General features: G+C 62.0%; 32 protein-coding genes and 1 pseudogene. 15 read left to right on the top strand and 18 right to left on the bottom strand.

Annotated features, from left to right (window positions below; genetic code table 11):
- Positions 1 to 3 precede the first annotated feature (3 nt).
- From K0P03_RS21195 to K0P03_RS21175, 5 genes are all read left to right on the top strand, one after another.
- Complete coding sequence (locus K0P03_RS21195) at positions 4 to 381, top strand: hypothetical protein (protein ID WP_272790569.1); 378 nt, start codon at positions 4 to 6, stop codon at positions 379 to 381.
- Positions 378 to 1,004: a cytochrome c oxidase assembly protein gene (locus K0P03_RS21190; RefSeq protein ID WP_272790568.1), complete on the top strand. Its 627-nt coding sequence runs from the start codon at positions 378 to 380 to the stop codon at positions 1,002 to 1,004. Before K0P03_RS21195 ends, K0P03_RS21190 begins: the two co-directional genes overlap by 4 nt.
- Positions 998 to 2,062: a c-type cytochrome gene (locus K0P03_RS21185; RefSeq protein ID WP_272790567.1), complete on the top strand. Its 1,065-nt coding sequence runs from the start codon at positions 998 to 1,000 to the stop codon at positions 2,060 to 2,062. The genes K0P03_RS21190 and K0P03_RS21185 overlap by 7 nt, the downstream gene beginning before the upstream one ends.
- A 111-nt stretch (positions 2,063 to 2,173) precedes the next feature.
- Positions 2,174 to 2,791 carry a flavodoxin family protein gene (locus tag K0P03_RS21180; protein ID WP_272790566.1) on the top strand — a complete coding sequence of 206 codons (618 nt, stop codon included), beginning with the start codon at positions 2,174 to 2,176 and terminating at the stop codon, positions 2,789 to 2,791.
- 115 nt (positions 2,792 to 2,906) lie between these two features.
- Positions 2,907 to 3,086, top strand: coding sequence for a hypothetical protein (locus tag K0P03_RS21175; RefSeq protein ID WP_272790565.1), 180 nt, complete (start codon positions 2,907 to 2,909; stop codon positions 3,084 to 3,086).
- A 331-nt stretch (positions 3,087 to 3,417) separates the two neighbouring features.
- Here the strand turns inward: K0P03_RS21175 and K0P03_RS21170 are convergent, their stop codons facing one another.
- Positions 3,418 to 4,284, bottom strand: a complete 867-nt coding sequence (locus K0P03_RS21170) for a LysR family transcriptional regulator (protein WP_272791085.1) — start codon at positions 4,282 to 4,284, stop codon at positions 3,418 to 3,420.
- Here K0P03_RS21170 and K0P03_RS21165 point away from each other — a divergent pair.
- From K0P03_RS21165 to K0P03_RS21145, 5 genes are read left to right on the top strand one after another with little or no spacing between them, the layout of a single operon-like run.
- Complete coding sequence (locus tag K0P03_RS21165; protein ID WP_272791111.1) at positions 4,184 to 4,513, top strand: hypothetical protein; 330 nt, start codon at positions 4,184 to 4,186, stop codon at positions 4,511 to 4,513. The two genes, K0P03_RS21170 and K0P03_RS21165, sit on opposite strands and share 101 nt — an antisense overlap.
- Entirely contained in the window at positions 4,483 to 5,673 is a 1,191-nt protein-coding gene (locus K0P03_RS21160) for an MFS transporter (RefSeq protein WP_272790564.1), read from the top strand. The genes K0P03_RS21165 and K0P03_RS21160 overlap by 31 nt, the downstream gene beginning before the upstream one ends.
- On the top strand, positions 5,670 to 6,134 hold the full coding sequence (locus tag K0P03_RS21155; protein ID WP_272790563.1) for a cyclophilin-like fold protein: 465 nt from the start codon (positions 5,670 to 5,672) through the stop codon (positions 6,132 to 6,134). Before K0P03_RS21160 ends, K0P03_RS21155 begins: the two co-directional genes overlap by 4 nt.
- Before the next feature lie 17 nt (positions 6,135 to 6,151).
- Positions 6,152 to 6,547 carry a (R)-mandelonitrile lyase gene (locus K0P03_RS21150; protein ID WP_272790562.1) on the top strand — a complete coding sequence of 132 codons (396 nt, stop codon included), beginning with the start codon at positions 6,152 to 6,154 and terminating at the stop codon, positions 6,545 to 6,547.
- Positions 6,548 to 6,584: 37 nt separating this feature from the next.
- Entirely contained in the window at positions 6,585 to 7,601 is a 1,017-nt protein-coding gene (locus K0P03_RS21145) for a zinc-dependent alcohol dehydrogenase family protein (protein ID WP_272790561.1), read from the top strand.
- A gap of 473 nt (positions 7,602 to 8,074) precedes the next feature.
- Here the strand turns inward: K0P03_RS21145 and K0P03_RS21140 are convergent, their stop codons facing one another.
- From K0P03_RS21140 to K0P03_RS21105, 8 genes are all read right to left on the bottom strand, one after another.
- Complete coding sequence (locus tag K0P03_RS21140; protein WP_272790560.1) at positions 8,075 to 8,806, bottom strand: Crp/Fnr family transcriptional regulator; 732 nt, start codon at positions 8,804 to 8,806, stop codon at positions 8,075 to 8,077.
- A 194-nt stretch (positions 8,807 to 9,000) separates the two neighbouring features.
- Positions 9,001 to 9,597: a general stress protein gene (locus K0P03_RS21135; RefSeq protein WP_023512853.1), complete on the bottom strand. Its 597-nt coding sequence runs from the start codon at positions 9,595 to 9,597 to the stop codon at positions 9,001 to 9,003.
- 12 nt (positions 9,598 to 9,609) lie between these two features.
- On the bottom strand, positions 9,610 to 9,927 hold the full coding sequence (locus K0P03_RS21130) for a hypothetical protein (protein WP_023512852.1): 318 nt from the start codon (positions 9,925 to 9,927) through the stop codon (positions 9,610 to 9,612).
- A gap of 210 nt (positions 9,928 to 10,137) precedes the next feature.
- Entirely contained in the window at positions 10,138 to 10,314 is a 177-nt protein-coding gene (locus K0P03_RS21125; RefSeq protein WP_023512851.1) for a hypothetical protein, read from the bottom strand.
- 29 nt (positions 10,315 to 10,343) lie between these two features.
- Positions 10,344 to 10,637, bottom strand: coding sequence for a hypothetical protein (locus tag K0P03_RS21120; protein ID WP_023512850.1), 294 nt, complete (start codon positions 10,635 to 10,637; stop codon positions 10,344 to 10,346).
- Positions 10,638 to 10,707: 70 nt separating this feature from the next.
- Positions 10,708 to 10,938 carry a hypothetical protein gene (locus K0P03_RS21115; protein ID WP_024271521.1) on the bottom strand — a complete coding sequence of 77 codons (231 nt, stop codon included), beginning with the start codon at positions 10,936 to 10,938 and terminating at the stop codon, positions 10,708 to 10,710.
- A gap of 90 nt (positions 10,939 to 11,028) precedes the next feature.
- Entirely contained in the window at positions 11,029 to 11,523 is a 495-nt protein-coding gene (locus K0P03_RS21110) for a BON domain-containing protein (RefSeq protein ID WP_023514019.1), read from the bottom strand.
- Between the two features lie 95 nt (positions 11,524 to 11,618).
- Positions 11,619 to 12,131: a sigma-70 family RNA polymerase sigma factor gene (locus K0P03_RS21105; RefSeq protein WP_023514018.1), complete on the bottom strand. Its 513-nt coding sequence runs from the start codon at positions 12,129 to 12,131 to the stop codon at positions 11,619 to 11,621.
- A gap of 139 nt (positions 12,132 to 12,270) precedes the next feature.
- On the opposite strand from K0P03_RS21105, the gene K0P03_RS21100 reads away from it, so the two are divergent.
- Positions 12,271 to 12,501, top strand: coding sequence for a DUF6894 family protein (locus K0P03_RS21100; protein ID WP_023514017.1), 231 nt, complete (start codon positions 12,271 to 12,273; stop codon positions 12,499 to 12,501).
- On the opposite strand, the gene K0P03_RS21095 is transcribed toward K0P03_RS21100, so the two are convergent.
- Entirely contained in the window at positions 12,494 to 13,225 is a 732-nt protein-coding gene (locus K0P03_RS21095; RefSeq protein WP_024271520.1) for a Crp/Fnr family transcriptional regulator, read from the bottom strand. The genes K0P03_RS21100 and K0P03_RS21095 overlap by 8 nt on opposite strands.
- A gap of 237 nt (positions 13,226 to 13,462) precedes the next feature.
- A complete protein-coding gene (locus K0P03_RS21090) occupies positions 13,463 to 13,711 on the bottom strand; it encodes a DUF6894 family protein (protein WP_024271519.1) in 249 nt (82 codons plus the stop codon).
- A gap of 375 nt (positions 13,712 to 14,086) precedes the next feature.
- Here K0P03_RS21090 and K0P03_RS21085 point away from each other — a divergent pair, with 375 nt between their 5' ends.
- Both K0P03_RS21085 and K0P03_RS21080 read left to right on the top strand, forming a co-directional pair.
- A complete protein-coding gene (locus tag K0P03_RS21085; RefSeq protein ID WP_024271518.1) occupies positions 14,087 to 14,269 on the top strand; it encodes a hypothetical protein in 183 nt (60 codons plus the stop codon).
- Between the two features lie 87 nt (positions 14,270 to 14,356).
- The gene (locus K0P03_RS21080) at positions 14,357 to 14,857 is read left to right on the top strand and encodes a YciE/YciF ferroxidase family protein (RefSeq protein WP_024271517.1); all 501 of its coding nucleotides are present in this window, start codon (positions 14,357 to 14,359) and stop codon (positions 14,855 to 14,857) included.
- Between the two features lie 164 nt (positions 14,858 to 15,021).
- On the opposite strand, the gene K0P03_RS21075 is transcribed toward K0P03_RS21080, so the two are convergent.
- The 4 genes from K0P03_RS21075 to K0P03_RS21055 form a co-directional block, all read right to left on the bottom strand.
- Positions 15,022 to 15,987, bottom strand: a complete 966-nt coding sequence (locus K0P03_RS21075; protein ID WP_023516841.1) for an SDR family oxidoreductase — start codon at positions 15,985 to 15,987, stop codon at positions 15,022 to 15,024.
- An 11-nt stretch (positions 15,988 to 15,998) separates the two neighbouring features.
- The gene (locus K0P03_RS21070) at positions 15,999 to 16,355 is read right to left on the bottom strand and encodes a hypothetical protein (RefSeq protein ID WP_037409404.1); all 357 of its coding nucleotides are present in this window, start codon (positions 16,353 to 16,355) and stop codon (positions 15,999 to 16,001) included.
- Positions 16,356 to 16,755: 400 nt separating this feature from the next.
- A complete protein-coding gene (locus tag K0P03_RS21060; RefSeq protein ID WP_024271516.1) occupies positions 16,756 to 17,019 on the bottom strand; it encodes a hypothetical protein in 264 nt (87 codons plus the stop codon).
- 149 nt (positions 17,020 to 17,168) lie between these two features.
- The gene (locus K0P03_RS21055; protein ID WP_272790559.1) at positions 17,169 to 17,456 is read right to left on the bottom strand and encodes a DUF2934 domain-containing protein; all 288 of its coding nucleotides are present in this window, start codon (positions 17,454 to 17,456) and stop codon (positions 17,169 to 17,171) included.
- Positions 17,457 to 17,721: 265 nt separating this feature from the next.
- Between K0P03_RS21055 and K0P03_RS21050 the strand changes: the two are divergent.
- Together K0P03_RS21050 and K0P03_RS21045 are read left to right on the top strand one after the other, a co-directional pair.
- Positions 17,722 to 19,669: pseudogene (locus K0P03_RS21050) on the top strand (PAS domain S-box protein).
- Between the two features lie 97 nt (positions 19,670 to 19,766).
- Positions 19,767 to 21,305 (top strand): sensor histidine kinase, encoded by a 1,539-nt coding sequence (locus tag K0P03_RS21045; RefSeq protein WP_272790558.1) that lies wholly within the window; start codon positions 19,767 to 19,769, stop codon positions 21,303 to 21,305.
- A 9-nt stretch (positions 21,306 to 21,314) separates the two neighbouring features.
- Here K0P03_RS21045 and K0P03_RS21040 read toward each other — a convergent pair whose 3' ends face one another.
- The 3 genes from K0P03_RS21040 to K0P03_RS21030 are packed head-to-tail and all read right to left on the bottom strand — an operon-like array spanning position 21,315 to position 23,296.
- Positions 21,315 to 21,857 carry a DNA-3-methyladenine glycosylase gene (locus tag K0P03_RS21040; RefSeq protein WP_023513066.1) on the bottom strand — a complete coding sequence of 181 codons (543 nt, stop codon included), beginning with the start codon at positions 21,855 to 21,857 and terminating at the stop codon, positions 21,315 to 21,317.
- A 27-nt stretch (positions 21,858 to 21,884) separates the two neighbouring features.
- Positions 21,885 to 22,571 carry a DUF72 domain-containing protein gene (locus tag K0P03_RS21035; RefSeq protein WP_023513067.1) on the bottom strand — a complete coding sequence of 229 codons (687 nt, stop codon included), beginning with the start codon at positions 22,569 to 22,571 and terminating at the stop codon, positions 21,885 to 21,887.
- Entirely contained in the window at positions 22,571 to 23,296 is a 726-nt protein-coding gene (locus K0P03_RS21030) for an endonuclease/exonuclease/phosphatase family protein (protein WP_023513068.1), read from the bottom strand. Before K0P03_RS21030 ends, K0P03_RS21035 begins: the two co-directional genes overlap by 1 nt.
- Positions 23,297 to 23,337 lie beyond the last annotated feature (41 nt).

Genomic DNA, 23,337 nt, shown 5'->3' with positions numbered 1-23,337 from the left:
CCCATGCGCCTGATCCCGAAGGAAACCGAAAGTCTCTGGACCCTCTTTACCGCACCGACCATCTGGGCGCTGCATTTCCTCGCCTGCTACATCACCGCCGCCATCCATTGCGCAAAGGCGGACGCCGCCGCCTCCCTCGGGACGACGCGCCTCGTCCTCGGCATGATCACCGTCGCCGCCCTCACGGGCATTGCGCTCTCCGCCTATCTCGCCTGGCGGCAATGGGGGTTCGGCTCCGGCGATCCGCCGCATGACGAGCCGACACGCAGGGACCGTCTGCTCTTCCAGGGATTCGCGACCCTGCTCCTCTCCGGTCTCAGCCTCGTGGCGGTGCTCTTCGTCGCCGTGCCGCTCGTGTTCATCGGGGTGTGCCAGCCATGAAGCGCCTTGCCCGCATCCTTGGTTTCCTCCTGCTCGCGGCGCTCGGCGCGATCCTGCTCATGAGCTTCGGTGGCGGTTCGTTCACGGCTCACATGGTCGTCCATATGGGGATCGTCGCGATTGCAGCGCCGCTCATCGCCTATGGCCTTCGCGCCACGGTATTCGACCTGACGGACGGGGTCGGAATGACCCCCATGCTGGCCTCACTCGTCGAACTTGCGCTCGTCTGGTTCTGGCACCTGCCGGCGCTGAGAGCCATCGCCGAGGCGAGCCTTGCCTTCTCCCTCGTAGAACAGGCGAGTTTCCTGGTTGCCGGCGTCCTGCTCTGGCAGGCCTGCTTCCGTCCGAACGAGGGCCGCCTTGCCGGGACGATCGGCCTGTTGTTCACCTCCATGCATATGACGTTGCTCGGCGTTCTGCTGGCGCTCGCGCCACGCCCGCTCTATGGCGGCGGCGATGTGACCTGTTTCGGCATGTCCCTGCCGGCTGACGCCGACCAGCAGATCGGCGGTGTCGTCATGTTGATGGTCGGATCGCTCGCCTATCTCCTTGGCGGTGTCCTGCTTCTTGCCGGCGCCCTGCGCGACGGCGATGGGCTTGCCGTGGAGAAGCGGCGATGCTGATCGGCTGGAAACATTTCGTCGGCCTCCTTCTTGCCGGGGTACTGGGCGCATTTCTTCTCGCCTGGTCGGGGCTTATCGGTGTCAGTGCCAGCACCGGCCACTGGAAGGCGACCGACTGGTTTCTGCACTGGGTCATGCGGTCGTCGGTGCGCACCGCTGCTCTCGGCACGAAAGCACCGGCCTTCACCGAAGGCATGCTGCCGATGGCGGCGGGTCATTTCGAGGCGGGCTGCGCCATCTGCCACGGTTCGCCGGCCTTGGCACGGCCCGAAAGCGTTGGCAGGATGCTGCCCGCCCCACCCGACCTGAAAGACAAGGTTGTCACCTGGACTGACGCCGAGCTGTTCCAGATCGTGCAGCATGGCATAAGATTTACCGGTATGCCCGCCTGGCCGGTAGCGGATCGCGAGGACGAGGCCTGGGCCATGGTCGCGTTCCTGCGCCGCTATCCCGATCTCGATGCTAACCGATACCGCGCTCTCGCAGGCTATGCGGCCACGCAATCGACGACGGCGGATACGGCGCTTGAGGCCTGCAACGGCTGCCATATGCCGGAGCGCCTTAGCGCCAAAAGCCTCATTCCAGATCTCGCCGGACAATCGGCGCTCTATCTCGAGCAGTCCCTCGCGGCCTATGCGGATGGAACCCGGCCGAGCGGCACAATGGCCATGGCAATCCAGGGATTGAGTGAAGGGCAACGTCAAACGCTCGCCGGTCATTTCGCGCGCCAACCCTCGGCAAGCCTGCGATCAACGGCGGAGGGTATCCTCATCCGGCGTGGAGAATTGCTCGCCCTGAAAGGGGATCCCGGGCAACGCATTCCCGCCTGCCTCACCTGCCACGACAAGGCAGATGCAAACCCCGCCTATCCGCGGCTCTCCGGTCAGGCCGAAGCCTATCTCGCCAATCAGTTACGGCTCTTTGTCGGAAAGACGCGCGGTGGCGGCCCGTTCAGGGCCCTGATGATGCAGGCGGCCGCCCATCTCCAGGACGAGGACATTGCGGCGCTAGCCGCCTATTTCGCCGCGCGAGCGCGTCAGGATCCGGCAGCGCGATAATCGTGCTGGCTTCGCCGAACGACATGCGGCCCGCGCTCCCAATGTCTTGAGATGTGGGAACAATCGGCAGGGGAAGCGGTTGTGTATTCAACTCAACGTCGTGAGACAACCATGACCGTGACTGCGCTGGCGCTCAACTGCACCCTTAAGACAAAGCGGGCCGAAGACCCATCCTCCACCGATCGCATGCTGAAGCTGCTCGCCGCCGCGATGGAACCGCTGGGTGTGACAACGGAGTTCCTGCAGCTTGCCGACTACGACATCAAGTCCGGCGTTACCTCGGATGAAGGCAATGGCGATGCGTGGCCCGACATCCGCCGCAGGATTCTCTATGCCGATATCCTCGTCATGGGCACGCCCATCTGGATGGGCCAGCCTTCCAGCGTCTACAAGCGGACGCTGGAACGCATGGACGCCTTTCTGGAGGAAAAGGACGATGAAGGCCGGATGGTTTCGTACGGCCGGGTCGCCGCCGTTGCCGTCGTCGGCAACGAGGAAGGTGGACATCACGTCTCGGCGGAACTCTTTCAGGCGCTGAACGATGTCGGCTTCACCATTCCCGCCAACGCCGTGACCTATTGGGTCGGCGAAGCGAAGGGTTCGGTCAATTTCGTCGATTTGAAGGAAATACCAGAGGTCGTGCACGCCACACTAGACCTCGTCGCGCGCAACACCGTTCACGCTGCTCGCCTTTTCAAGGCGCAATCCTATCCCGGCCAGGTAAGCTGAGCATGCGAAGAAAAACCACCAACCGAGAGCCGCTCAGTCAACAGCCGAAGGGTTCGCCTCATTGCTCGCGATACGACATTCAAACGGCAGTGCGAGCCAAGTCAGGGAGACCAAAATGATCGATGATCCGAAATATCCGAAGCGGCCGGTGGAAGCTCCAGAGAAACCACCAGATTCGCTGCCCGATGTGCCCGAGCGCCCGATCGAAGAGCCGGGGCCGGACGTGGTTCCGGAAGAGACTCCGGACGTTACACCCGTTCCAGAGGAAGAAATTCCCGCGAAAATGCGGGGTTGAAGTCCCGATTGCCGGATAGCGCCAACCCCATGACATAGCCGCCCGATGGCGCCCGTCCTGAAGGATCTGTAACGATGGCACGCCCGCGGCTCGTGGCGGCGGGCTGCCCTTGGATTGGCCAGCCTTGCGACCGGCTTCCGATGCCTTTTCGCGGCCCTGCGCAAAATTGCCCTTTCCACCGCGACCGCTGTCGTTTTGATCGCGCTTGCCGGAAGCCTGGCGCGTCTGGTCACCCTTTTTGTGGCTCTGCTGACCAGCCTTACGATGCATCGTGATGCCGGCCCTGCGACCGACTAGGGGAAACAACACCTGGAAGTGACGTGTCCGAAGGCTATCGACACGCCTCACGGTCCCGCAAGGCGTCGAGCACGATTCTGAAAGCGGGGGCATTTTGCCGGCGGCTGGGATAGTAGAGATAGTAACCGGCAAAGGGCGGCGACCACGTATCGAGCACGACCTGAAGCCGGCCGGCGGCGATGTGGTCCGCCACAATATCTTCCGGCAGATAGGCAATGCCGTAGCCGGCAAGCGCAGCTTCGACCATTGGTAGGGTCGAATTGAAGGTAAGCTGGCCGTCTACACGCATGCGGATATCCCGATCGTCTCTCTGGAATTCCCAGGCGTAAAGCCCGCCGGCGGTCGTCAGGCGCAGGCAGATGCAATTGTGGTGCACGAGATCCTGCGGTGTCTGCGGAATGCCGCGCGCCGCAAAATAGCCCGGCGCGCCCACGGCAACCAGCCGCCAATCTGGACCGATGCGCACGGCGATCATATCCTTCTCCACCGTCTCGCCGAGCCGGACGCCGGCATCGAACCCGTCCTCCACGATATCGAGGAAACCGTTGTCCCGACTGAACTCGAGCTTGATATCGGGATATTCGGCAAGAACCGTCCGAAGCTTCGGCCAGACGAGATAATCGAGCGCGTGATCAGACAGGGTGATGCGCACCGTGCCGGACGGCGTGTCGCGATAGGCGGTCAGAGCTGCGATATTGGTTTCGATCTCGGCGATGCGCGGCGCCAGCGACTGGCGCAGCCATTCACCGGCCTCCGTCGTCGAGACGCTGCGCGTCGTGCGGGCCAGGAGCCGAAGCCCCATGCGCATTTCCAACCGCTTGATCGTATGGCTCAAAGTCGACTGGGTGATGCCGATCTTCGCCGCAGCCCTGGTGAAGCTGCGTTCCTCGGCGACGACCAGGAACCAAAGCAGGTCATTGAAATTATCGCGCATCGCCAACTCCGCAAGAGATGCATATCCAGCCTTATTTATGGGCCAGATCGATAAGTTCAAACGGATTCGCGCGACTAATTCCGGCAATCGCGCACTGCTATCTCTAGCGGCGAAACGGCCGGGCGAAGATCGCACCGGCCAGGTCTTTCAAGGAAAGCAGGCCGCATGGACGTTCCCTATGACGATCGACTGGTAAAGCCGCAGGCCGCATGGGGCGCGGTCTTCTCGATGGCACTCTGTGTCGCCGTCCTCATCGCCTCGGAATTCATGCCCGTCAGCCTGCTGACGCCGATTGCCAGTGATCTCGGCATTACCGAGGGGCAGGCCGGCCAGGCGATCTCGGTCTCCGGCATTTTTGCCGTCGCAACCAGCCTCGTCATCGCCAGCCTCGTGCGGCATATCGACCGCAAGCGCCTGCTGCTCTCCTTCTCGCTGCTCCTCGTCCTCTCCGGCCTCATCGTGACATTCGCCCCCACCTATACGGTGCTGATGATCGGCCGCGCCCTGCTCGGCATTGCCATCGGCGGCTTCTGGTCGATGTCCACCGCCATCATCATGCGTCTCGTGCCGGAAGAGGCCGTGCCCAGGGCATTGGCGATGGTCAATGCCGGCAACGCCATCGCCGCGACCGTTTCCGCCCCGCTCGCCAGCCTGCTTGGCGATCATCTCGGCTGGCGCGGCGCCTTCCTGCTTGTCGTGCCACTGGCGCTGCTCGCGCTCGTCTGGCAGTGGATCGGTATGCCGTCGCTGCCGCCCCGCGGGCGCAAGGGGCCGGGTAATGTGTTCCGGCTGCTCAAGCGCCGGCAGGTCGCGCTCGGTATGACGGCGATGTTCCTGCTGTTCATGGGCCAGTTCGCGCTCTTCACCTATCTGCGGCCCTTTCTCGAAACCGTGACCGGCGTCGGCATTTCCGCGCTTTCGGCAATCCTCCTCCTGATGGGCCTTGCCGCCGTCGCCGGCACCTGGGCCGTCGGCCATCTGCTGCGGTCACGGCTCGACAGCATCGTCATCGTCATTCCGCTCGTGATGGCGCTGCTCGCGGGCTCCCTGATCCTGTTCGGGTCCGTCCCGCCGGCCGTCACCGCGCTTCTGGTCGGGTGGGGGTTCTTCGGCACAGCCGCGCCAGTCGGGTGGGGCACCTGGCTCAGCCGCACGCTGCGCGACGACGCCGAGGCCGGCGGCGGCCTTCAGGTCGCCATCATCCAGCTTGCCATCACGCTCGGCGCAGCCGTTGGCGGCATCGTGTTCGACGGGTTCGGGTGGTGGAGCGCCTTCGCCCTCGCCGCCGTCCTTCTGTTCGGCGCGGCGCTTGCAGCCGCGGCCGCCGCTCTCGACCACGGGAGGACTGCCGCATGACACCATCCCGCATCACCCGCCGGACGGCACTTCAGGCCACCCTCTTCGCCGCCATAGCCCCGCCCCTCGGCCTTACCCGTTCATCCCATGCGCAGGAGGCCGTGCCCATGAACATCCGCATTGCATTCAACGGCCAGACGATGACGGCGACGCTGGAAAACAATCCATCGGCCCGCGACTTCGCATCGATGCTGCCGCTCCACGACCTCACGATCGACAACTATGCGGACAACGAGAAGATCAGCTACCTGCCGCGCAAGCTCACGGAAGAAGGCAGCGGCCCGTTCGGCAACGAGCAGCCCGGCGATCTCTGCTATTATGCGCCCTGGGGCAATCTTGCCTTCTTCTATTCCGGCTACCGCTGGTCACGCGGGCTGATCCGGCTCGGCCGCATCGACGGCAGCTTCGATCCTTTGCTGACGCGCGGGCAATTCCCGCTGCACATCGACCGTATTCGCTGAAAGACAGGAGAAATACCATGGAGATTCTACGCGCAGGAACACGCCCTTCCGCCAGAGGCCCCGAAAGCTGGTTCACGGGCACGGTGCGCATCGACCCGCTGTTCAACCCTTTCGATGGCGAGCGCGTGCAGGGCGCGCAGGTCACCTTCGAATCCGGCGCGCGAACAGCCTGGCACACCCATCAGCTCGGCCAGACGCTCATCGTCACCGCCGGCTTCGGCCGGGTGCAGCGTGAAGGTGGCCCCATCGAGGACATCCGCCCCGGTGACGTGGTCTGGTTCGCACCCGGCGAAAGACACTGGCATGGCGCTTCGCCCGAGGTCGCCATGACCCATATTGCGCTCCAGGAGGTCAAGGACGGCAAGGTCGTCGACTGGATGGAGCATGTCACGGACGCCCAGTACGGCGTTTGAGACAATCCGTTAAACCCGCCATTCAAAGGACGATCCCATGCTAGGAACAGTGCTTTACAGCCCCGGCGACATCCGCTGCGAGGAAGTCGCCGAACCGGAAATCCTCCACCCCACCGATGCCATCCTCAAGCTTGCCGCCACCTGCATCTGCGGCTCGGACCTGTGGCCCTATCGCGGGCTGCAGCCGCTGAACGGACCCATGCATATGGGCCATGAATATTGCGGCGTGGTCGTCGAGGTCGGCAGCGCGGTGACGAGCGTCGAGCCCGGCCAGTTCGTCATCGGCTCCTTCTGCTGCTCGGACAATACCTGCGCGCATTGCCGTTTCGGCTTCCCCTCCTCCTGCGAGAACCGCGAGTTCATGAGCCGGGCGCAGGCGCCGCTGCTGCGCGTGCCGCTTGCCGACGGCACGCTCGTCGCCACGCCGCATATGCCGGATGCCGACCTGATCCCGAGCCTGCTCGCCGTCTCCGACGTGCTCGGCACCGGCTGGTACGCCGCCGATGCCGCCCGCGTTCAGCCCGGCGGCACAGCGGTCGTCGTCGGTGACGGCGCCGTCGGCCTGATGGGTGTGCTTGCGGCGAAACAGGTGGGCGCGGAAAGGATCATTGCCATGAGCCGCCACAAAAGCCGGCAGGATCTCGCGCTCGAATTCGGCGCGACGCATATCGTTTCCGAACGGGGCACCGACGGCGTCGCCCGCATCAAGGACCTGACGGACGGCGTGGGCGCGGACTCCGTGCTCGAATGCGTCGGCACGCAGGAATCGATGTCGCAGGCGATCGCCGCCGCCCGCCCCGGCGGCTCGATCGGCTTCGTCGGGGTGCCGCATGGCGTATCGCTTGACGGCCAACAGCTGTTCTTCGCCCAGAAGAACCTGCTCGGCGGCCCCGCGCCGGTGCGCCGCTTCCTGCCGCATCTGATCGACCTGGTGATGAGCCGGAAGATCGATCCCGGCCGGGTCTTCGACATCGAACTCCCCTTGCAGGACGTCGCCGAGGGCTATCGCGCCATGGACGAGCGACGGGCTATCAAGACGCTACTGCGGCTATAATCTTCGCTGCTTCGCGTCAGTCCGCCGCAATTGGATCAGCAAAAGGATATACGCATATAAAGCGTTGAAGAGATACGAACCGATGCTCCTGCCATACCTCCAGAACACATCGATCTTAAACTGAAAATAGGTCGCGGTAGCTGTTCGACATGGCCGGCCCGCCAATCCCCATGATCCGACTTCTGGCCGGCGCGTTCACGGGCAACGGCAGAATCTTTGCGCGCTCGGTCCGGCTATGAGTATTCACTCACGCAAAGATTGCTGTTGCGCCCACGACAAACAGTATAGCGCAAGAACAATCTATGCCGGCGATTGGTCTTGCTCTTCGCCAGCGCGGCAATGCAAAGCAGGGCGTAATACGCCAGATTTAGGCCGGCCCATAGCACGAGATGACTGCGGGCCGAACGTGCGCAAAACACGTTGCAAATTTGCACTAGCTCATGATCTAAACGAACTCTCCTCCGGATTGCTTGTCACTTCACCATTTCCGACGATAAATCACTCATCAAACGCCGATATTCCGCTTCGGGTCGACCATAGCAATCATGTGCGAAAGCCTCGAGGGCCAAGCGATCGCGGATGACGACACTGCCCCGCAGTGAGCGGATGAGGCCTTCGCCTTCCAGGACGTGGAGCGCGGTCGTCACACTGGGGCGCCTGACACCGAGGAGCACCGAGAGGAGTTCGTGCGTTACGGCCATCTCATCGCTGCGGCAGCGGTCGTGGCACATGAGAAGCCAGCGGGCGAGGCGCGCGTTGACGTCATGCACCGCGTTCGAGACCGCCGTGTGCGCCAGTTGAACGGCGAACCCCTCCATGGACCGGTTCATGATTTGCACGAAAGGTTTGCTCTGGTCCATCCAGCGACGGAAATCATCGAACTCCATGCTGTAGCCTTCGGCATCGAGCTGAACCGTGACGTCGTACGAACTGATCCGCGCACCGGTGACCGCGGCAGTCGGGATATATCCGTCGAAGCCGAAAATACCGGCTTCCGCGCGCCGCCCAAGCGGCGTCATGATCACCACAGACCCTATACCGGAGGTCAGGAAATGCACTGCGTCGATCGGCTTGTCACGATGTGCCAGTGGCGTGCCCTTTGGAAAGACATTGTGTGTCAGATCCGGCGCCAGCATCTGGAAATCGATTTCCGGCAGAAGCTGCAGGAGATTGTTGAGGGGCGCTGAGCGCAATGGGGCGGTCATGTTCACGCCTCCAGTTTCTGGCCGAGGCTTGTTTCGGAGCGTCCGGCTCCCAGAGATAATGGAACGAATTTACGCCTTCTCGCCGCCCTGGCAAGGGCGGGCAAGAACCGGGCACACTGATCGACGGGATATAAGGATGGCCGGTCCGCAGCTCGCGGACCGGCCTTCTTCAAAGCGAGAAATACGGTTTGCAGTCAGCGCCGATAACGCAGACGCTCCTGCTCGATTTCTGCGGGTCCGTAGGGATCGAGCGTTTCGTCGAAGCGCGTCCAACCCTGTTCGGTATAGGCCGCGCGCCGCTCGACCGGATCGACCCAGTTCGACTGGCGCAGAACCGCCTCGGCTTCCGCATAGAGGTTCTCCTCGACCCGGGCGGTTACAAGCGTGCCGCCGCGGCGCACGCCTTCCGCATAGACATGGGCATGCTCCTCCGGCACGCCGGATTCCGTCATTGCACCGATGATGCCGCCTGCCGCGCCCCCCGCGACCGCACCTGCGGCAGCGCCGGCCGCGGTTGCGGCAAGCCAGCCGGCGGCGACCACCGGACCGACACCCGGTATGGCCATAATGCCAAGGCCGGTCAGGAGGCCACCGACGCCGCCGACGGCTGCACCGATCCCGGCACCCGTTCCGGCGCCTTCGGCGGCATTCGTGTCGCCGGTCTGCCGTTCGTCCACGTTGTTCGAGACGATGCTGATGTCATCCGAGGGAATGCCCCTCGCTTCGAGGGCGCGGACAGCGGCGCGTGCATCGGAGTAGTTGTCAAAAAGTCCGGTAGCGGTTTTCTTCATGGAAATATCCTCTTAGTTGGCGACGATGTTGCCCTGGTAGTCGAGCGCGACGTTGACGGACTTTCCGTCCTTCATCGCGGTGCCGCGCCAGAGGCCCTTGTCATCGAGCGTGAGCCCGGTGACGTCGGCATAGCCCGCTTCGACGATGCGCTCCCTGGCCTGTTCCTCGGTGAAGCTGTTCGCGCCTTCGACCGGCGCAGTGGCGTTCTTGTCGTCCGGAGTCGCGATCGCCGGGGTATCGCCATCGGTGGCAGGCGCCGTGGAGGTTTGAGCGAAGGCGCCAAGGGTCGATGCGCCGACAAATGCAGCGGCGAGCAAAAGCTTTTTCATGATGTCTCCTCGTGTTCAGCCGTTGAAGGCAAGGAGCAAACCGGGATACGGGCGTTTGGTTCCGCGTAAATTTTGAGATTTCTTAAAATAACTTCAGGCTGATGCCGGATTTTTCACTTGGCGCGAGCCGGCAGCAACACCGTCCAGCCCAGAGGACAAACGTGCCCCGCCGACGTGTTTCATTCGGCGAGGCCCAACGGGCTTTCCAGGTCAGCGAAGGCCAGTCTGTTTGGCCGGTTCGTCGTTCTCGTCGGGGTTCGGATTGGGCTCCTCATCGGGCAGGTACTCGGGCTCCGGCTCCTTGATCGGCGGGCTTGGCTCGCCAATGGGCGGCAGGTCGGGAACCGGATTCGGGCCGGGGCCGGGTTCGGTCGGAATAATAACCATGGGAAACTCCTTACTGGTTTGACAGGCCCCTATTGCGCCTTGACATTGCGCGCGCCGGCATGGCGGAAGGCCCGTTCGGCCTTGAGAAGATCGAAACGCGCGATATCGGCGGAAACGCGGATTTCGCCGTGGAGCGGCGCGTCGGCGCGGGTGGCGTCACCGCCGGAAGGCGCCGTGCCAGCCGTGTTTGCGTCCGTATCGGGCTCCACGAACACATCGGTACGGGCAATTCCGCATTGCTGTACGAGATGCTCGACAGCGCGGTCGGCGGCCTCTCGGGTCGCGAATGTCGCCCACATGGTTTTCGTGCTGTCATCGGACATTGCACCTTCTCCTCTTCTTCAGGGATCAGGGTTGCAACGCGGCAAGGGAGCGATGGTTCAGAATAGAGTGCTAGGCGCTATCCCGCGTGTAGAACATGCGGGCAGTGGCCTCGATGATGGAGCGGTGCTTGACGGGGTCGAAGGTGACGGCGGGGAATGTCTCGAAGAGATACTTGGCAAAACTCTCCCTCGCCTCCTCCGACGCATCGAACCAGGGTTGCGAGGTGAGTTCATCGAAGACCGACTTCAATGCGCCCAACTCGTCCGGCTCGAAAGTCCCCTTGGAAGTGTAGCTGCCCACGCCCGCCTCCTCTGTGCGACAGGCATGAGTTTAGGTCCGTATAGGTGCGATTCAAAGCGGCATCATGGTACGAAATCGTACGGAGGAACTTCAATCCGTAACGTCGCGAGGCAAATGGCTGTCGACACCACGCGCGAGAAGCCCGTCAGCCTCTACGTCACGCACCCCTTTCACACGGCGCAGGAAGCCGATGAGGTGGCGGCGGTCCTCTTCGCTATCGACGGCGCCGTCGAGCACCGCGACGCCGTCGCGGATCGTGAGCTCCAGCGTTGCAAGATCGACCCTGGCGTCGTTTTCGAGCGTGTCCATAATGCGCGCCTCGAGATCGTCGTCGCCGATGATATCGCCCGTCTCATCTGCAAACGACAGTGGCGCGCCGTCGACATCGCGTGCAGCGGGATCACGCGTGATCGAGACTCCCCCGTTGCCCAGCTGATCCAAATCAGCGCCGGGGCTTGCGTAAGGCAAGTTCTGCGCGGCTCGACGTGCATCGTCATCGTCCGGATAGGGCCAGCCGTCGCGGGTGTCCCGCTCCTCGTAGTCTCGAAAATCCTCCTTACGAGATACTGTCTTGCGATCGGCCATCGTCTTGCTCCGCGGTTTGATCTGGGAATGATGACAGCCAACCGCTCAGACCGGCCTTTGTTCCAGAGAACAGCCGCGACCGCGCCGCTATTTCGTCATTGCGCGCCGGGTCGGCCGATGTCGTCTTCGAGCATCTTGCGCGCACGGTTGACCCTGCTTTTCACCGTGCCGATCTCGCAGTCGCACAGCCGTGCGGTATCGATGTAGCTAACGCCCATCGCCACGAGCAGCAACGTACGGCGCGAGCGCGGCGGAAGGCGACGCAGGGCGCAGCGCAGTTCGCTGCGGCGAACCGCCCATTCCTGCGGCGGCATGATGCTCGCCCGTTCTAGCAGGCCGTCGTCCAGTCCGACAGGCTCCCGGCAGCGGCGGCGATATTCCGTGTTGAAGCTATTGCGCATGATCGTGAAGAGCCACGAGCGGAGTTTTGTATTGGGGTGAAACTGTTGCGAGGACCGAAGCGCTCGCATCACCGTTTCCTGGATCAGGTCCTCCCGGTCGCTCGCCGAACGGGTCAACTGCTGGGCGAAGCGCCTGAGCGCGGGCAGCTGGGCTTCTATGCCGGCGTAGACCGTCTGAGAAACGGGTTCGGAGACCAAGGCGTCCATTCATTCCTCCATTTCGAAGGAAACGAGACGGGCCCGCGGAGGTTGCCGTACGATAGCGTACAGATGGGGCTGGAAAGAAAATGGAACACTTGGCGGCTTCGCCAGTCCCTATGGGAGCAATGACGCTGCGAGGCGATCCATGACCCACTACTTCTTCCACATCTGCAGCCGAACGGAACGGATCGAAGACCGGGAGGGTGCGGATTTCGATACGCTGGACGCCGCCCTCGCTGAGGCCCGTCTTGCAGCGCGCGAGATTCTGGCCGAGGATTTGCGAAAGGGGCACGTCGATGAAACGCGTCTCTTCGAAATCGTCGATGAACGGGGGGAGCTGATGGCGCAGGTGCCCTTCAAGGAAGCGATCAGCTAGCCGGCCGCGAGACGACGGCGCCGATGAGCCGCTCGTATTCCTTTTCGCATTCGCCATAAGCGTCGCGCGCAAAGGCTTCCAGGCCAGCCCGGTTACGCACGCTGACGACGCCGCGCTCGGAGTAGATGAGCTTCTTACCCTCCAGCACATGAAGCGCCGTCGTCACGCTGGGGCGTCGCACGGCGAGCATGATCGACATGAATTCGTGCGTCAGGCTGATATCCGAACCGTCCACCCGGTCGTGGCACATCAATATCCATCGGGCGAGCCGTTCGTCGATATGGTGCACGGCATTGGAAAGCGCGGTATAGGCCTGCTGGACAGCCAGTGCCTGCGTGTAGCGCGCAAGCAGCCTTTGAACCTCGCGATCTTCCGTCAAAACCGCTTTTAAGTCTGCAACGGGAAGACGGTAAGCCTGGCCTTGCATCTGCATGTGGATAGAGAATGGGTCGGCGTCGACATCAAGGACCGCCGATACCGGACACATGCCGTCCCTTCCGATGATCCCGATTTCGCTACGCTGCCCCTCCGGCGAGCGGATGACGACGGATGCAATGCCGCTCTCGAAGAAATAGGCGTGTTCCATCGGCTGATGGGGGCAAGACAGCTGATGCGAACGGGGGAGATCGACGCACTCCAATTGCGCGGCGAACCGCTGCAGGCTTGCTTCCGCTAAACGCCGTAACAGGGTGTTTCGAAACCTGCCCTGCCATACGTCATCCATCCAACGATCCCATGCGGTTAAGCGACCGCATATCCGCCAGAGGCTTCGGTCTTCCTAAAGTCAATGGCTGTCCATCTATGACCATAAAATCGGCGAGACAACCCAGAGTCTGGCGTCGGTACGGAAGCGGACAGAGGAACGGAAATGTGTGCGCTGGTCGGCATGGGCCGCGAAGATGGCACGCCGGTTTTCGCCTGCGGTGAGTGACCGCGTCGGCGAAAGGGCCTGCCCCCGCTGTCACACCTCCTGGGCGCCGTGCGGGATCGCTTCAAGAACCAGCCGGAAGGTGACGATGGGAACGCGGTTGGCATCCTGCAATTCGACGGAAATACTGTCCACCGGCTCATTCGGCAAACCATCGATGGCCATCTCGGCGAGAAGCGTCCTTGCCTCGTCCTTGGCCTTTTCCATATCCGCGAATTCGAAACCGCGATCAGGCTGCAGTACGCCGTCCTGATCCTGGATCTTGAAATAATACCGTTCCATTGCCGCCTCCCGGATTGAGAAGACAATGGCAAAGCGGGGCAAACGTTCCGTAACCGAGCACGCCGCGCAAAGGATAGGGCGGCCAACGCTCGGGGGAGCTTTGGCAACGAAGGACTTGAGGCCTCCGCCCAATCGCCAAACGGCAACTGCGCCCTCCCTTGCGGGAGAGCGGAATGTGTCACGACGAAGAGGCGAGATGAAGCGGTGTGCCGACTTATGCCGGCTCCGTACGAAACCGTACCGACCCGCCGAATTGCAGCACCTTTCGGTTGGACAGAAGCCGGAACATGTACGGTTCCGTACAAACACTCAGCCGGCAGGAACATCCCCTTCCCCAATTCATTTACGTGACACCACCAGCGGGGGAGCGACGTCATGCAACATTTCGACAAGAAGCGTTCGAAACTATCCGTCAACGTGTTCGACGTCATCGCGTACTGCCGATCGCACAACATCGATGAGCGGGAGACCAGAAAGCTCGTGCTCATTGTCGGCCGTTTTGCGAGCAGGCTTGAAATCCAGATGAATCTTACGAAACGGCCTGCGCGCTTCCGATAGCGCTTTGTCCGGCACCCGGAACAATCACGGAAAGCACTTGATGAAACCGGAGCTGATCAACGGCTCATTCCAAGCGAGGAGATTGAAATGCCCACGAAAACAATGGAGGACCTCTTCTTCGATGGGGTCAAGGATATCTATTACGCCGAACGCAAGATCGTCGCGGCGCTCAAGAAGATGATCCGCGGCGCCAAGGCCGAAGAGTTGAAGTCCGCGTTTGGCAAACACCTGCAGGAAACGGAAGACCAGATCGAGCGCCTCGTTCAGGTGTTCGAAATCCTCGGCAAGCCTGCCGGCGGCAAAACCTGCCCGGCCATCGACGGCATCCTCGAAGAAGGCCAGGAGATCCTGGAGGAATTCAAGGAATCGCCTGCGCTCGACGCCGGTCTGCTGGCAGCCGCACAGGCCGTCGAGCACTACGAAATCGCCCGCTACGGCACCCTGAAGTCATGGGCCCTGCAGCTGGGGCACAAGGATGTCGCCCAGCTGCTCGAACAGACACTTTCGGAAGAAATGAAAACCGACCAGGCGCTGAGCCAACTCGCCGAAACGAAGGTGAACCGCGAAGGCAAGGCCAACGCTGCCTGAACGCGCGGGGTGGGCAGTTCGGTTGAAAAAATGCAGGAACCGCCCACCGCTTCATTGCGCAACACCCTGCCTCAAACAAAGGCTCCCGCGCTCGACGGGGGCCTCAATGCACAGACAACATCCTTTGAAAGTTGTTTCCAGGTATCGGCCTGGTAGCTGGCTGCTCAATAGCCGCCAATGATGGGGAGCACCTCGCCGGTGATGTAGCTGGAGCACTGCGGCGACGCGAGGAAGACATAGGCCGGGGCCAACTCCTCAGGTTGGGCAGGTCGTTTCATCGGCGTGTTAGCGCCGAATTTTGCAACGTCCGCCGCCTCCTTGTCCGAAGGGTTGAGCGGCGTCCACACCGGTCCCGGCGCTACGGCATTGACACGGATACCGCGCGGCACGAGCTGGCCGGCGAGCGAACGCGTAAAGGCATGAATGCCGCCCTTGGTGGTGGAATAGTCTAAGAGGTCTTTCGACCCTTTAAGACCGGTAACGGAGCCGGTGTTGATGATCGCTGACCCGGGCTTCATATGCGGTACCGCCGCCTGCGCCATGAAGAAGTAGCCGTAAAGGTTGGTCTTCAGTGTCTCGTCGAAATGCTCTTCGGAAAGATCGACGATGTCCCTGCTGTGAACCTGGAAGGCGGCATTGTTGACGAGAATATCGAGGCGGCCGAGATCCTTGACCACGCACTTTACCGTATCGGCGCAAAACGCCTTGTCCTTGACGTCGCCGGCAAAGGCGATGCAGCGCTGCCCTTCCGCCTCCACGGCAGCGATCGTCTCCGTGGCGTCGTTTCCTTCCGCAAGATGTGCGATCGCGACATCCGCACCTTCTCGGGCAAAGAGGACCGCAACCGCTCGTCCGATGCCGGAATCCCCGCCCGTAATCAGCGCCACCCTACCCTTAAGCTTCTCCGAGCCCTTGTAGAAGGGCGCGTCGTACATCGGTTGTGGGTCGAGCTTCGCCTCATCACCCGGCTTAGGCTGATGCTGCTTGGGAAAGGGAGGGACAGGATAGAGGCGCGCGCCGGCCTGCATGGCCTGCGGCTTCTCGACCTCTCCTTTGTGGTCAGCCTCCGCGACCTCTGCCTGAATATCACGCTGTTTCGCCGCTGTACGGGCGGTTTGACTGCGGGCCATGGCCGGTCTCCTCAAATCTCGGTTGGGCGAATGTTGTCGACGCGGACAGTGCCGGCGACGACCTCGCGCGGTCCGTCGACCGAATATGAGGGGTTACGCTCGTCAACCACCGTGTAGAGCTTTTCGTTGCGAAACGCGCTCGAAGAAGTCGTGGAGTTGCCGTCCCCTGGCAGGGCATCAATTTCCATGTAGTCGAGCTCGGCTTCCGCGGCCACAACACGCGCATCACCACTCGAGCGGGCGCGCACAACCACTTCGCCGTGATTGGGTGCAATGTCCCAGTTGGTGTCCGTCGCGGAAGCGATCGGAACCAGCCGGAAGAGCTTCAGCTCTTCAGGATCGGAATAGTTGGGGACGGGCGTCGGCATATCCTGGCGCGGAGCATTTTCGTCGAAACCCACGGACCAGTCCTGGCTGGGCGTTTCCACACCCGGCGGTGTGCGATGTATTGTGGCATCGTTGCTGCCCGTGATGACGCGCGGCTTCGCGCTGGATACGCCGTCATTGGTCCGGCCCGCCTGCGAAACCTTGAATTGCGGCACCGCATCGGCATGAATGATTTTTTCGCGGCCAGTCTGCGCCGAGACAACGCTATCTGCGCCCGGCATCACGCGAGGAGCAACCGGCACAACCTGATCGTCCTGCTCCCGATACGCGCCTTCTGTCTCCCGGCGGCCTCGGTCATGCAGCGCTTGATCACCCGTGACTTCGCCAGCCAGTTGTTTGAAATAGCCGGAAATCTTCTCGATCATACCCATAGTTTCATCCTCATGTCCTGGTTTCGAGGCGCGCTATCGCAGCCTTGAGAATTCTCCTGATCTCGTCATCCGCGATCTGCTGGGCGGCAAAGGCCGTATCGGGCTCCACGCCCGGATCCTCCTGATGGTCGATGACCGTCTCGTTATCTCGCGCCATGGCAATCAGGGCGTCGCGCGCTTCGGGAATCGAGCCGAGGATCGAAACGAGTTCGACAAGCAGCCGTCGGTGCGCGTTGATCCTGCCTTCCAGATGGGCTGATGTTTCGCCGGCCATGCACGCCTCCCGAGCTAGAACGCAAACGGGAGGAGTGAACGATTGTTCCATTTGTTGCCGCGGATGCGCGCAACCGGAACAGAGCCAATCCTCGCAGGGCCGCCATTTTACGTCCCGGTGGCGGCCGGTCTGCACCGGTCCCGCGCAAGCTACGGCCCTTCCGTGCGCTTGATCTTCCGGCGCGCCGGCTCTTTCCCGGTCGTGATCACGACCTCATTTGTGGCGGCAGCCGGCACTGCTTCGACAGCGCCTGCATTACCGCCGGCTCTCTCGCCCAGCACGGAAAATCCCCTGAAGGGACCTGCCGGCTTGTGTTCCTCATCAAACTCCGACTCGGCGATGAGCCAATGCCGCAGCTCGCCACCTGGCGGACACCCTTCAGCCTGCCAGATTTCATAAGCGCGTCGGCGAATTTGTTCGGGCTTATGCATGGTCATGAAAACTCCTTTTTGGACGGCGTGGCAGAGCCGACGCTTCGCCTTGGCAATAGGCAAGGGCCGCCTGCTCCCGCTTCTGCATGAAGGTTGTGAAATCCATCGCTTCCTCCGTGAACTCGAAGGCGGAAACGGTCGGCGACACGGAATGTTTCAATCCCTTTGGCTCCAATGCTGCACAGGCCTTCGGAGCACGAAAAAGTATCGGGGCCGCGGAACCTTTCCCAACCTTCCACGTTTGATGCAGTTGGCTTTGGTGGGGGACAGCATGAATGGGGATGGGGCATCGGCCCTTGTCGGTGAAGACCGGTACAAGCTGCTGGTTGATGCGATCACGGATTATGCCATCTACATGCTGGATCGGCAGGGCAATATCGTCAGCTGGAATGCCGGTGCGAGCCGCTTCAAGGGGTATGAGGCGAAAGAGGTGCTTGGCACGCATTTCTCCCGCTTTTACCGTTCCGACGATCGAGACAGGGGTCTTCCCTCGTTGGCCTTGAAATATGCCGCTGAAGAAGGCCGCTTTGAAGGTGAAGGCTGGAGGGTGCGCAAGGATGGATCCGAATTCTGGGCGCATGTCATCGTCGATCCCATACGCGATAACGGCGGCGATCTTATCGGCTTCGCGAAGATCACCCGCGACCTGACAGAGAGGAAACAGGCCGAGGAACAGCTTCGCAAGACGGAGCAGCAGTTCCGCCTTCTCGTGCAGGGCGTCACGGATTACGCGATTTACATGATGGATGCCGACGGTCACGTCTCGAGCTGGAATGCCGGCGCGGAACGCATCAAGGGCTACCGGCCGGATGAGATCATCGGCAAGCACTTATCCAACTTCTTTCCTGAACAGGACAGGCTTGCCGGCATTCCACAGCTGGCGCTCGAAACCGCGGCGGGATGGCCGGTATGAGTCGGAAGGCTGGCGGCTGAGGAAGGACGGAACACGCTTCTGGGCCAACGCCGTCGTCGACGCTATACGCAGCGACGACGGTTCGCTGATCGGCTTTGCGAAGATCACGCGCGACATAACGGAAAAACGCGATGCGCAACAGGCGCTCGAACTGGCGAGAGAAGAGCTTTTCCAGGCGCAGAAGATGGAGGCTCTCGGCCAGCTGACCGGCGGCGTCGCCCACGACTTCAACAACCTGCTGATGGCGGTTCAGGCGAGCCTCGATCTTCTGAAACGACGCATCTCACCCACGCCCGAGGCCCAGTCCCTGATCGACAATGCCTTGCAGGCGACGCGACGCGGAGCATCGCTGACTCAACGGTTGCTTGCCTTTTCCCGCCGTCAGGATCTGGATTTCGAACTCGTCGATCTCTGGGTGCTCATTCGCGGCATGACGGACATGCTGCAACGGTCCATCGGCCCGGCGGTCGTCGTCGAAACACATTTTCCGCTGAATCTGCCTTCGGTGCGAACCGACCCCAACCAGATGGTGAACGCCCTCCTCAATCTGGCGATCAACGCACGCGATGCAATGCCGGAGGGTGGCCGCCTGCTCATCGGCGCGCGGCTGGAGACCCATGCGCACAAAGCCCATCCCGAGCTGCGGGAGAAAGCCTATCTCTGCCTCTACATCCAGGATGAGGGACATGGCATGGACCCGGACACGCTGAAGAACGCCACCGCGCCGTTCTTTACGACGAAGGGCGTCGGCAAAGGCACCGGGCTTGGGCTCTCCATGGTGCAGGGCCTGATGGCGCAGTCCAGCGGCAAGCTGGTGCTTCACTCCGTCGAAGGCGCAGGCACGACAGCTGAACTGTGGCTCCCGATCGCTGAGGCCGGCGTGGAGGAAAAGCAGGAGGAGCATACTGTACCACCTCCGTTTCCGGACAAGGTCGATGCGCTTAGCGTGCTTGCCGTCGATGACGATCCGCTTGTGCTGATGAACACTGTGATGATGCTGGAAGATATGGGCCATAGCGTCTGCGAGGCCAGCTCGGGTACCAAGGCCCTTACGTTCCTCGCCGAACGGAACATCGACCTCATCGTCACCGATCAGGCCATGCCGCAGATGACCGGTTCCCAACTTGCCGACATCGTGCGGGAACGCTGGCCGGGCATCCCGATCGTGCTCGCTACGGGCTATTCGGAACTGCCGCCTGAGGCCCGCGCCGATCTGCTTCGCCTGTCGAAGCCCTTCGGCGAGCGGCAACTGGAAGATATCATAAAGCGGGCCATGTCCGGCGACACCAGGCTATCGAGGCGATAGGTACGGTAGATGACCGACCACGGTCGGCTTTACGAAAGGCGGGACAGAACTCAACCTTCCGGCTAAGGTTGACCGACGCACTTGGGGGATAGTGGTGTTGCGCGGGCTGAACATCCATTTCACGCTGGCGAGGGCGGCTGCGATGATCATCATCGCCATGTTCGTCTCGTTGCTCCTGATGCTCGGCCTGTGGCTCAACACAAGCTACCGGGACGCCGTTCGCCGCACCGAGGAGCGGGCCATTGCAGCCTCAAAGATCGTCGCAAGCAATGTTTCGCTGCTCGATTCCCTCGCGCGACAAGCCCTCCAGCGCATCGACGAGACGCTCGGCGAAAGCCTCACGCCACAGGCCTCCGCCACCGTGCGCAACATCAATGAGGCGGTCGCGAACCTGCCTGGTCAGGTGAAAGCCTATGTGGTCGACGAGAAGGGTACTACCCTCTATTCGACCGATCCCATGGTGAAGCCGATCAACATCGTCGACCGGCCCTATTTTTCGGATTTGGCGAAAGGCGCGAAACAGCATATTTCGAGTTTGCTGATCAGCCGCCTCAACGGCGAGCAGATTTTTGCCTTCAGCCGCAGGCTTGAGCGAAACGGCCGCTTCGCCGGCGCCGCCGTCGTTTCCTTCGAGGTTGGCGCGGTCCTCGCCGAAGTCTGGGAGGCCGTGGATCTTGGCCCGAATTCAACCGTGAGCTTCGTGCGCTCCGATGGCCAGCTCGTCGCGCGCTATCCGCTCGCCGACGGGCCGCTCGACATGAGCAAATACGTGCTGTTCACGGATTACCTCATCAAGGCGCCGGATGGCACCTACGAGGCCATCTCGCCGGTCGATGGCGCCCACCGTATCGTCGCCTATCGAACCGTCGACGGTACCGGGCTGATCGCGCTCGCTTCGGCTGACCACGATTTCGGCATCCAGCGATTCTGGCGGGATGTGACGGTAGCAATCTCGGTACTGGTCCTCGCTAGCGTCAGCCTGCTGGCCGCCGGCCAGTGGATTCGTCATCTGCGGCAGCGCGATGCCGCCCAGTCCCAATTGCTGCGAAATGCCCTCGCGGACAACCAGCTGCTCCTTCGCGAGATACACCATCGCGTCAAGAACAACCTGCAGGCCGTCCAGAGCATCATCCAGCTTCAGCGTCTGCCGGCGGAAATCCAGCGGTCGCTTGCTGACCGCATCTCCTCCATGGTCGCGGTGCACGAGCAGATCTACCGGCACGACGAATTCTCCCGCCTTTGCGCACGGGACCTCATAGCCTCCGTTGTCGAGAAGCTGGTAAGCGCCTATGGGGCTGCCGTTACCGTTGATTACGACATCGACGAGATCGCCGTCTCCACCGACAATGCGACCCCACTCGCCTTGCTGACCAGCGAACTTCTGACCAATACCCTGAAATATGCCTTTACCGATGGCCGCGAGGGAAGAATTTCCATCGCGCTCAAGTCAATCGGGGAGCGCCGCGCCCGCCTCACGGTGCGAGACAACGGCGTCGGCTTCGATCCGCAGACCATGCAACAGGGCATGGGAAGCCGCCTGATCAGAGGCGTCGTCAATCAGTTGAACGGCACCCACACCTTCGACGGAAGTGATGGAACGACTTTCACCGCCGAGCTTGATATCGTGGAATCGTAGGAGCGTGGCTCAAGTCGGGCGGCTCAGATAACGCGATCCCCTGACGGCGAAGCGCCATGGGCGCTCGGCAGCCTTGGTGATGCCGATACGCACACCACTTATCAAAGCAGGCACGTCGGAGGAAGCCTCCAGGGAAAAAGGATCGGCAAGAACCGACAACCCGTTCATTTCCCCGGTGATGGCCAGCGCCTTGCACAGATTGCCCGGCCCAGCACACAGCTTGCGTGCCTCGCCGACTGCCCGCCGCGCCATCATCGTCTCCAGCCCGTGTGTCGGTTCGAGCGCGCGAATGAGCACGGCGCTGCCGCGCTCGCACACGATATTGAAGCACCAGTGCAGGCCATAGGAGCGATAGACGTAGGCCCGTCCCGGCGCCCCGAACATCGCCGCGTTCCAAGTCGTCTGCCCGCGAAAACTGTGTGATGCGTCGTCGTCCTGCCTATAGGCTTCCGTTTCAACGATGAGCCCGCCGACGCCATCGACCAGCAGACGCGCGCCGAGAAGATCGGCAGCGACGGCAACCACGTCGCGCGCAAAGAAATGTTCATCCATCCCGCCGGCCCGCCATGTAATCCCGCATCACCAGTGCACTTTCGATGGCGGCGCCCGAGGCCGTGTTGTCGAAGACGCACCAGCTCTCCGCACCGAATTGATCGGCGATGCGACGGATGTCGGCATCGTCGTAGCTGGAGTGATTAATTTGGGTCGTGCCGTGCAACGGGACATATTCCGGCGCCTCACGAAAATCGGATACGGGCCATACGGGCGCGGATCGGCCAGAACACGACCGATAGCGTATTTCTGAAGAAGCACGCGGGCGGGTGCGGACGCCCAGCTTTTATGGCGAGGCTCGAGCACGAGCGGGCCGGTAAAAATGCGGCGCATGGCCGAGAAAGCCTCTTCGGCTTCGGCGGCGTCGAATCTGAGGCTCGGCGGCAATTGGCACAGCAAAGGGCCAAGTTTTCCCTCCAGCACAGAAATCTCGTCCACGAATACATCGAAGAGCGGGCCGATGTTCCGTAGGCGCGCCTCATGCGTGATATCGCGCGGTATTTTCACTGCGAAAAGAAAATGCGCTGGCACCGCACTTGCCCAGCGCACGAACGTCTTCTTCTGGTGATGGCGATAGAAGGTCGAGTTGATCTCGACGCCGTTGAAGACGGCGGCATAGCGTTCGAGGCCACTGCCCGTCTTTGGAAAACGGCCCGCGACCGTCTTGGGGATCGACCAAGCGGCTGTTGCGATGAAAGGCCCATTGTGCCGCATCACGCGATCTCCAGGTCCGCACAGAGCGGCAGGTGGTCGGATGCCCGGCGGGCGAGTGGTGTGTCGTGGACGAAGGTCCGGCGAACGGAAATCCCCTCACCGATGAAGATATGGTCGATGCGCAGCAGCGGCAGGCGGGAGGGAAAGGTTGAGACGGGCCGGCCGCCGGCATCTATCTGCACATCCCGAAAGCGCCGCGCGAGCATGCGATAGGACGGCGAGCGCGAGACCGCGTTGAAATCACCGGCAAGGATGACGCGCGCATCCTCCGCCATCGGCGCCCCCAGCCATCCCGGCCCGATCAGAGCTTCGGTCTGGCGTACACGTTCGGCGCCAAGCAGGCCAAGATGGGTGACGAAAATCTGTAGTACTACGTCATCGACGGGCACCTCCACCCACAGGGCGCCCCGCGACTCGCCGCGCGAGGGAAGCCCATCGGCCTTGACGAGACGGGTCGGCAGCGCCGTCAGCAGCGCGTCGCCATAACGCTCCTCCTCTAGGTGCAGCGCGGGATGGAAGTGCGAGGCCATGCTGAGATGGTTGGCGATGGTCTGCGCTTGATCGACCCCGCCGCTGCGCGCCCGCGCGACGTCCACCTCCTGCAAAGCAACGATATCGGGCTCACATTCGGCTATGACCTCGGCGATGCGCCCGGGATCGAGTTTCCGATCCGTGCCGAAGCAACTGTGCACATTGTACGTCATGATCCTCAGCTGCCTGCCCATACCTTCCTCTCGTCGTTTCGGACGTTTCGGGAACACAAAAG

Source organism: Shinella sp. HY16, from assembly GCF_028534175.1.
GTDB lineage: Bacteria > Pseudomonadota > Alphaproteobacteria > Rhizobiales > Rhizobiaceae > Shinella.
Note: the sequence above shows the minus strand (reverse complement) of the source record. Positions and strands in the feature narration are given on the sequence as shown.

What these genes read in the sequence shown, in the direction of transcription:
- K0P03_RS21195 (WP_272790569.1), top strand. Translation starts at nt 4, where the DNA reads ATGCGCCTGATCCCGAAGGAAACCGAAAGTCTCTGGACCCTCTTTACC.
- K0P03_RS21190 (WP_272790568.1), top strand. Translation starts at nt 378, where the DNA reads ATGAAGCGCCTTGCCCGCATCCTTGGTTTCCTCCTGCTCGCGGCGCTC.
- K0P03_RS21185 (WP_272790567.1), top strand. Translation starts at nt 998, where the DNA reads ATGCTGATCGGCTGGAAACATTTCGTCGGCCTCCTTCTTGCCGGGGTA.
- K0P03_RS21180 (WP_272790566.1), top strand. Translation starts at nt 2,174, where the DNA reads ATGACCGTGACTGCGCTGGCGCTCAACTGCACCCTTAAGACAAAGCGG.
- K0P03_RS21175 (WP_272790565.1), top strand. Translation starts at nt 2,907, where the DNA reads ATGATCGATGATCCGAAATATCCGAAGCGGCCGGTGGAAGCTCCAGAG.
- K0P03_RS21165 (WP_272791111.1), top strand. Translation starts at nt 4,184, where the DNA reads ATGCGCATTTCCAACCGCTTGATCGTATGGCTCAAAGTCGACTGGGTG.
- K0P03_RS21160 (WP_272790564.1), top strand. Translation starts at nt 4,483, where the DNA reads ATGGACGTTCCCTATGACGATCGACTGGTAAAGCCGCAGGCCGCATGG.
- K0P03_RS21155 (WP_272790563.1), top strand. Translation starts at nt 5,670, where the DNA reads ATGACACCATCCCGCATCACCCGCCGGACGGCACTTCAGGCCACCCTC.
- K0P03_RS21150 (WP_272790562.1), top strand. Translation starts at nt 6,152, where the DNA reads ATGGAGATTCTACGCGCAGGAACACGCCCTTCCGCCAGAGGCCCCGAA.
- K0P03_RS21145 (WP_272790561.1), top strand. Translation starts at nt 6,585, where the DNA reads ATGCTAGGAACAGTGCTTTACAGCCCCGGCGACATCCGCTGCGAGGAA.
- K0P03_RS21140 (WP_272790560.1), bottom strand. Translation starts at nt 8,806, where the DNA reads ATGACCGCCCCATTGCGCTCAGCGCCCCTCAACAATCTCCTGCAGCTT.
- K0P03_RS21135 (WP_023512853.1), bottom strand. Translation starts at nt 9,597, where the DNA reads ATGAAGAAAACCGCTACCGGACTTTTTGACAACTACTCCGATGCACGC.
- K0P03_RS21130 (WP_023512852.1), bottom strand. Translation starts at nt 9,927, where the DNA reads ATGAAAAAGCTTTTGCTCGCCGCTGCATTTGTCGGCGCATCGACCCTT.
- K0P03_RS21125 (WP_023512851.1), bottom strand. Translation starts at nt 10,314, where the DNA reads ATGGTTATTATTCCGACCGAACCCGGCCCCGGCCCGAATCCGGTTCCC.
- K0P03_RS21120 (WP_023512850.1), bottom strand. Translation starts at nt 10,637, where the DNA reads ATGTCCGATGACAGCACGAAAACCATGTGGGCGACATTCGCGACCCGA.
- K0P03_RS21110 (WP_023514019.1), bottom strand. Translation starts at nt 11,523, where the DNA reads ATGGCCGATCGCAAGACAGTATCTCGTAAGGAGGATTTTCGAGACTAC.
- K0P03_RS21105 (WP_023514018.1), bottom strand. Translation starts at nt 12,131, where the DNA reads ATGGACGCCTTGGTCTCCGAACCCGTTTCTCAGACGGTCTACGCCGGC.
- K0P03_RS21100 (WP_023514017.1), top strand. Translation starts at nt 12,271, where the DNA reads ATGACCCACTACTTCTTCCACATCTGCAGCCGAACGGAACGGATCGAA.
- K0P03_RS21095 (WP_024271520.1), bottom strand. Translation starts at nt 13,225, where the DNA reads ATGGATGACGTATGGCAGGGCAGGTTTCGAAACACCCTGTTACGGCGT.
- K0P03_RS21090 (WP_024271519.1), bottom strand. Translation starts at nt 13,711, where the DNA reads ATGGAACGGTATTATTTCAAGATCCAGGATCAGGACGGCGTACTGCAG.
- K0P03_RS21085 (WP_024271518.1), top strand. Translation starts at nt 14,087, where the DNA reads ATGCAACATTTCGACAAGAAGCGTTCGAAACTATCCGTCAACGTGTTC.
- K0P03_RS21080 (WP_024271517.1), top strand. Translation starts at nt 14,357, where the DNA reads ATGCCCACGAAAACAATGGAGGACCTCTTCTTCGATGGGGTCAAGGAT.
- K0P03_RS21075 (WP_023516841.1), bottom strand. Translation starts at nt 15,987, where the DNA reads ATGGCCCGCAGTCAAACCGCCCGTACAGCGGCGAAACAGCGTGATATT.
- K0P03_RS21070 (WP_037409404.1), bottom strand. Translation starts at nt 16,355, where the DNA reads ATGCCGACGCCCGTCCCCAACTATTCCGATCCTGAAGAGCTGAAGCTC.
- K0P03_RS21060 (WP_024271516.1), bottom strand. Translation starts at nt 17,019, where the DNA reads ATGGCCGGCGAAACATCAGCCCATCTGGAAGGCAGGATCAACGCGCAC.
- K0P03_RS21055 (WP_272790559.1), bottom strand. Translation starts at nt 17,456, where the DNA reads ATGACCATGCATAAGCCCGAACAAATTCGCCGACGCGCTTATGAAATC.
- K0P03_RS21040 (WP_023513066.1), bottom strand. Translation starts at nt 21,857, where the DNA reads ATGGATGAACATTTCTTTGCGCGCGACGTGGTTGCCGTCGCTGCCGAT.
- K0P03_RS21035 (WP_023513067.1), bottom strand. Translation starts at nt 22,571, where the DNA reads ATGCGGCACAATGGGCCTTTCATCGCAACAGCCGCTTGGTCGATCCCC.
- K0P03_RS21030 (WP_023513068.1), bottom strand. Translation starts at nt 23,296, where the DNA reads ATGGGCAGGCAGCTGAGGATCATGACGTACAATGTGCACAGTTGCTTC.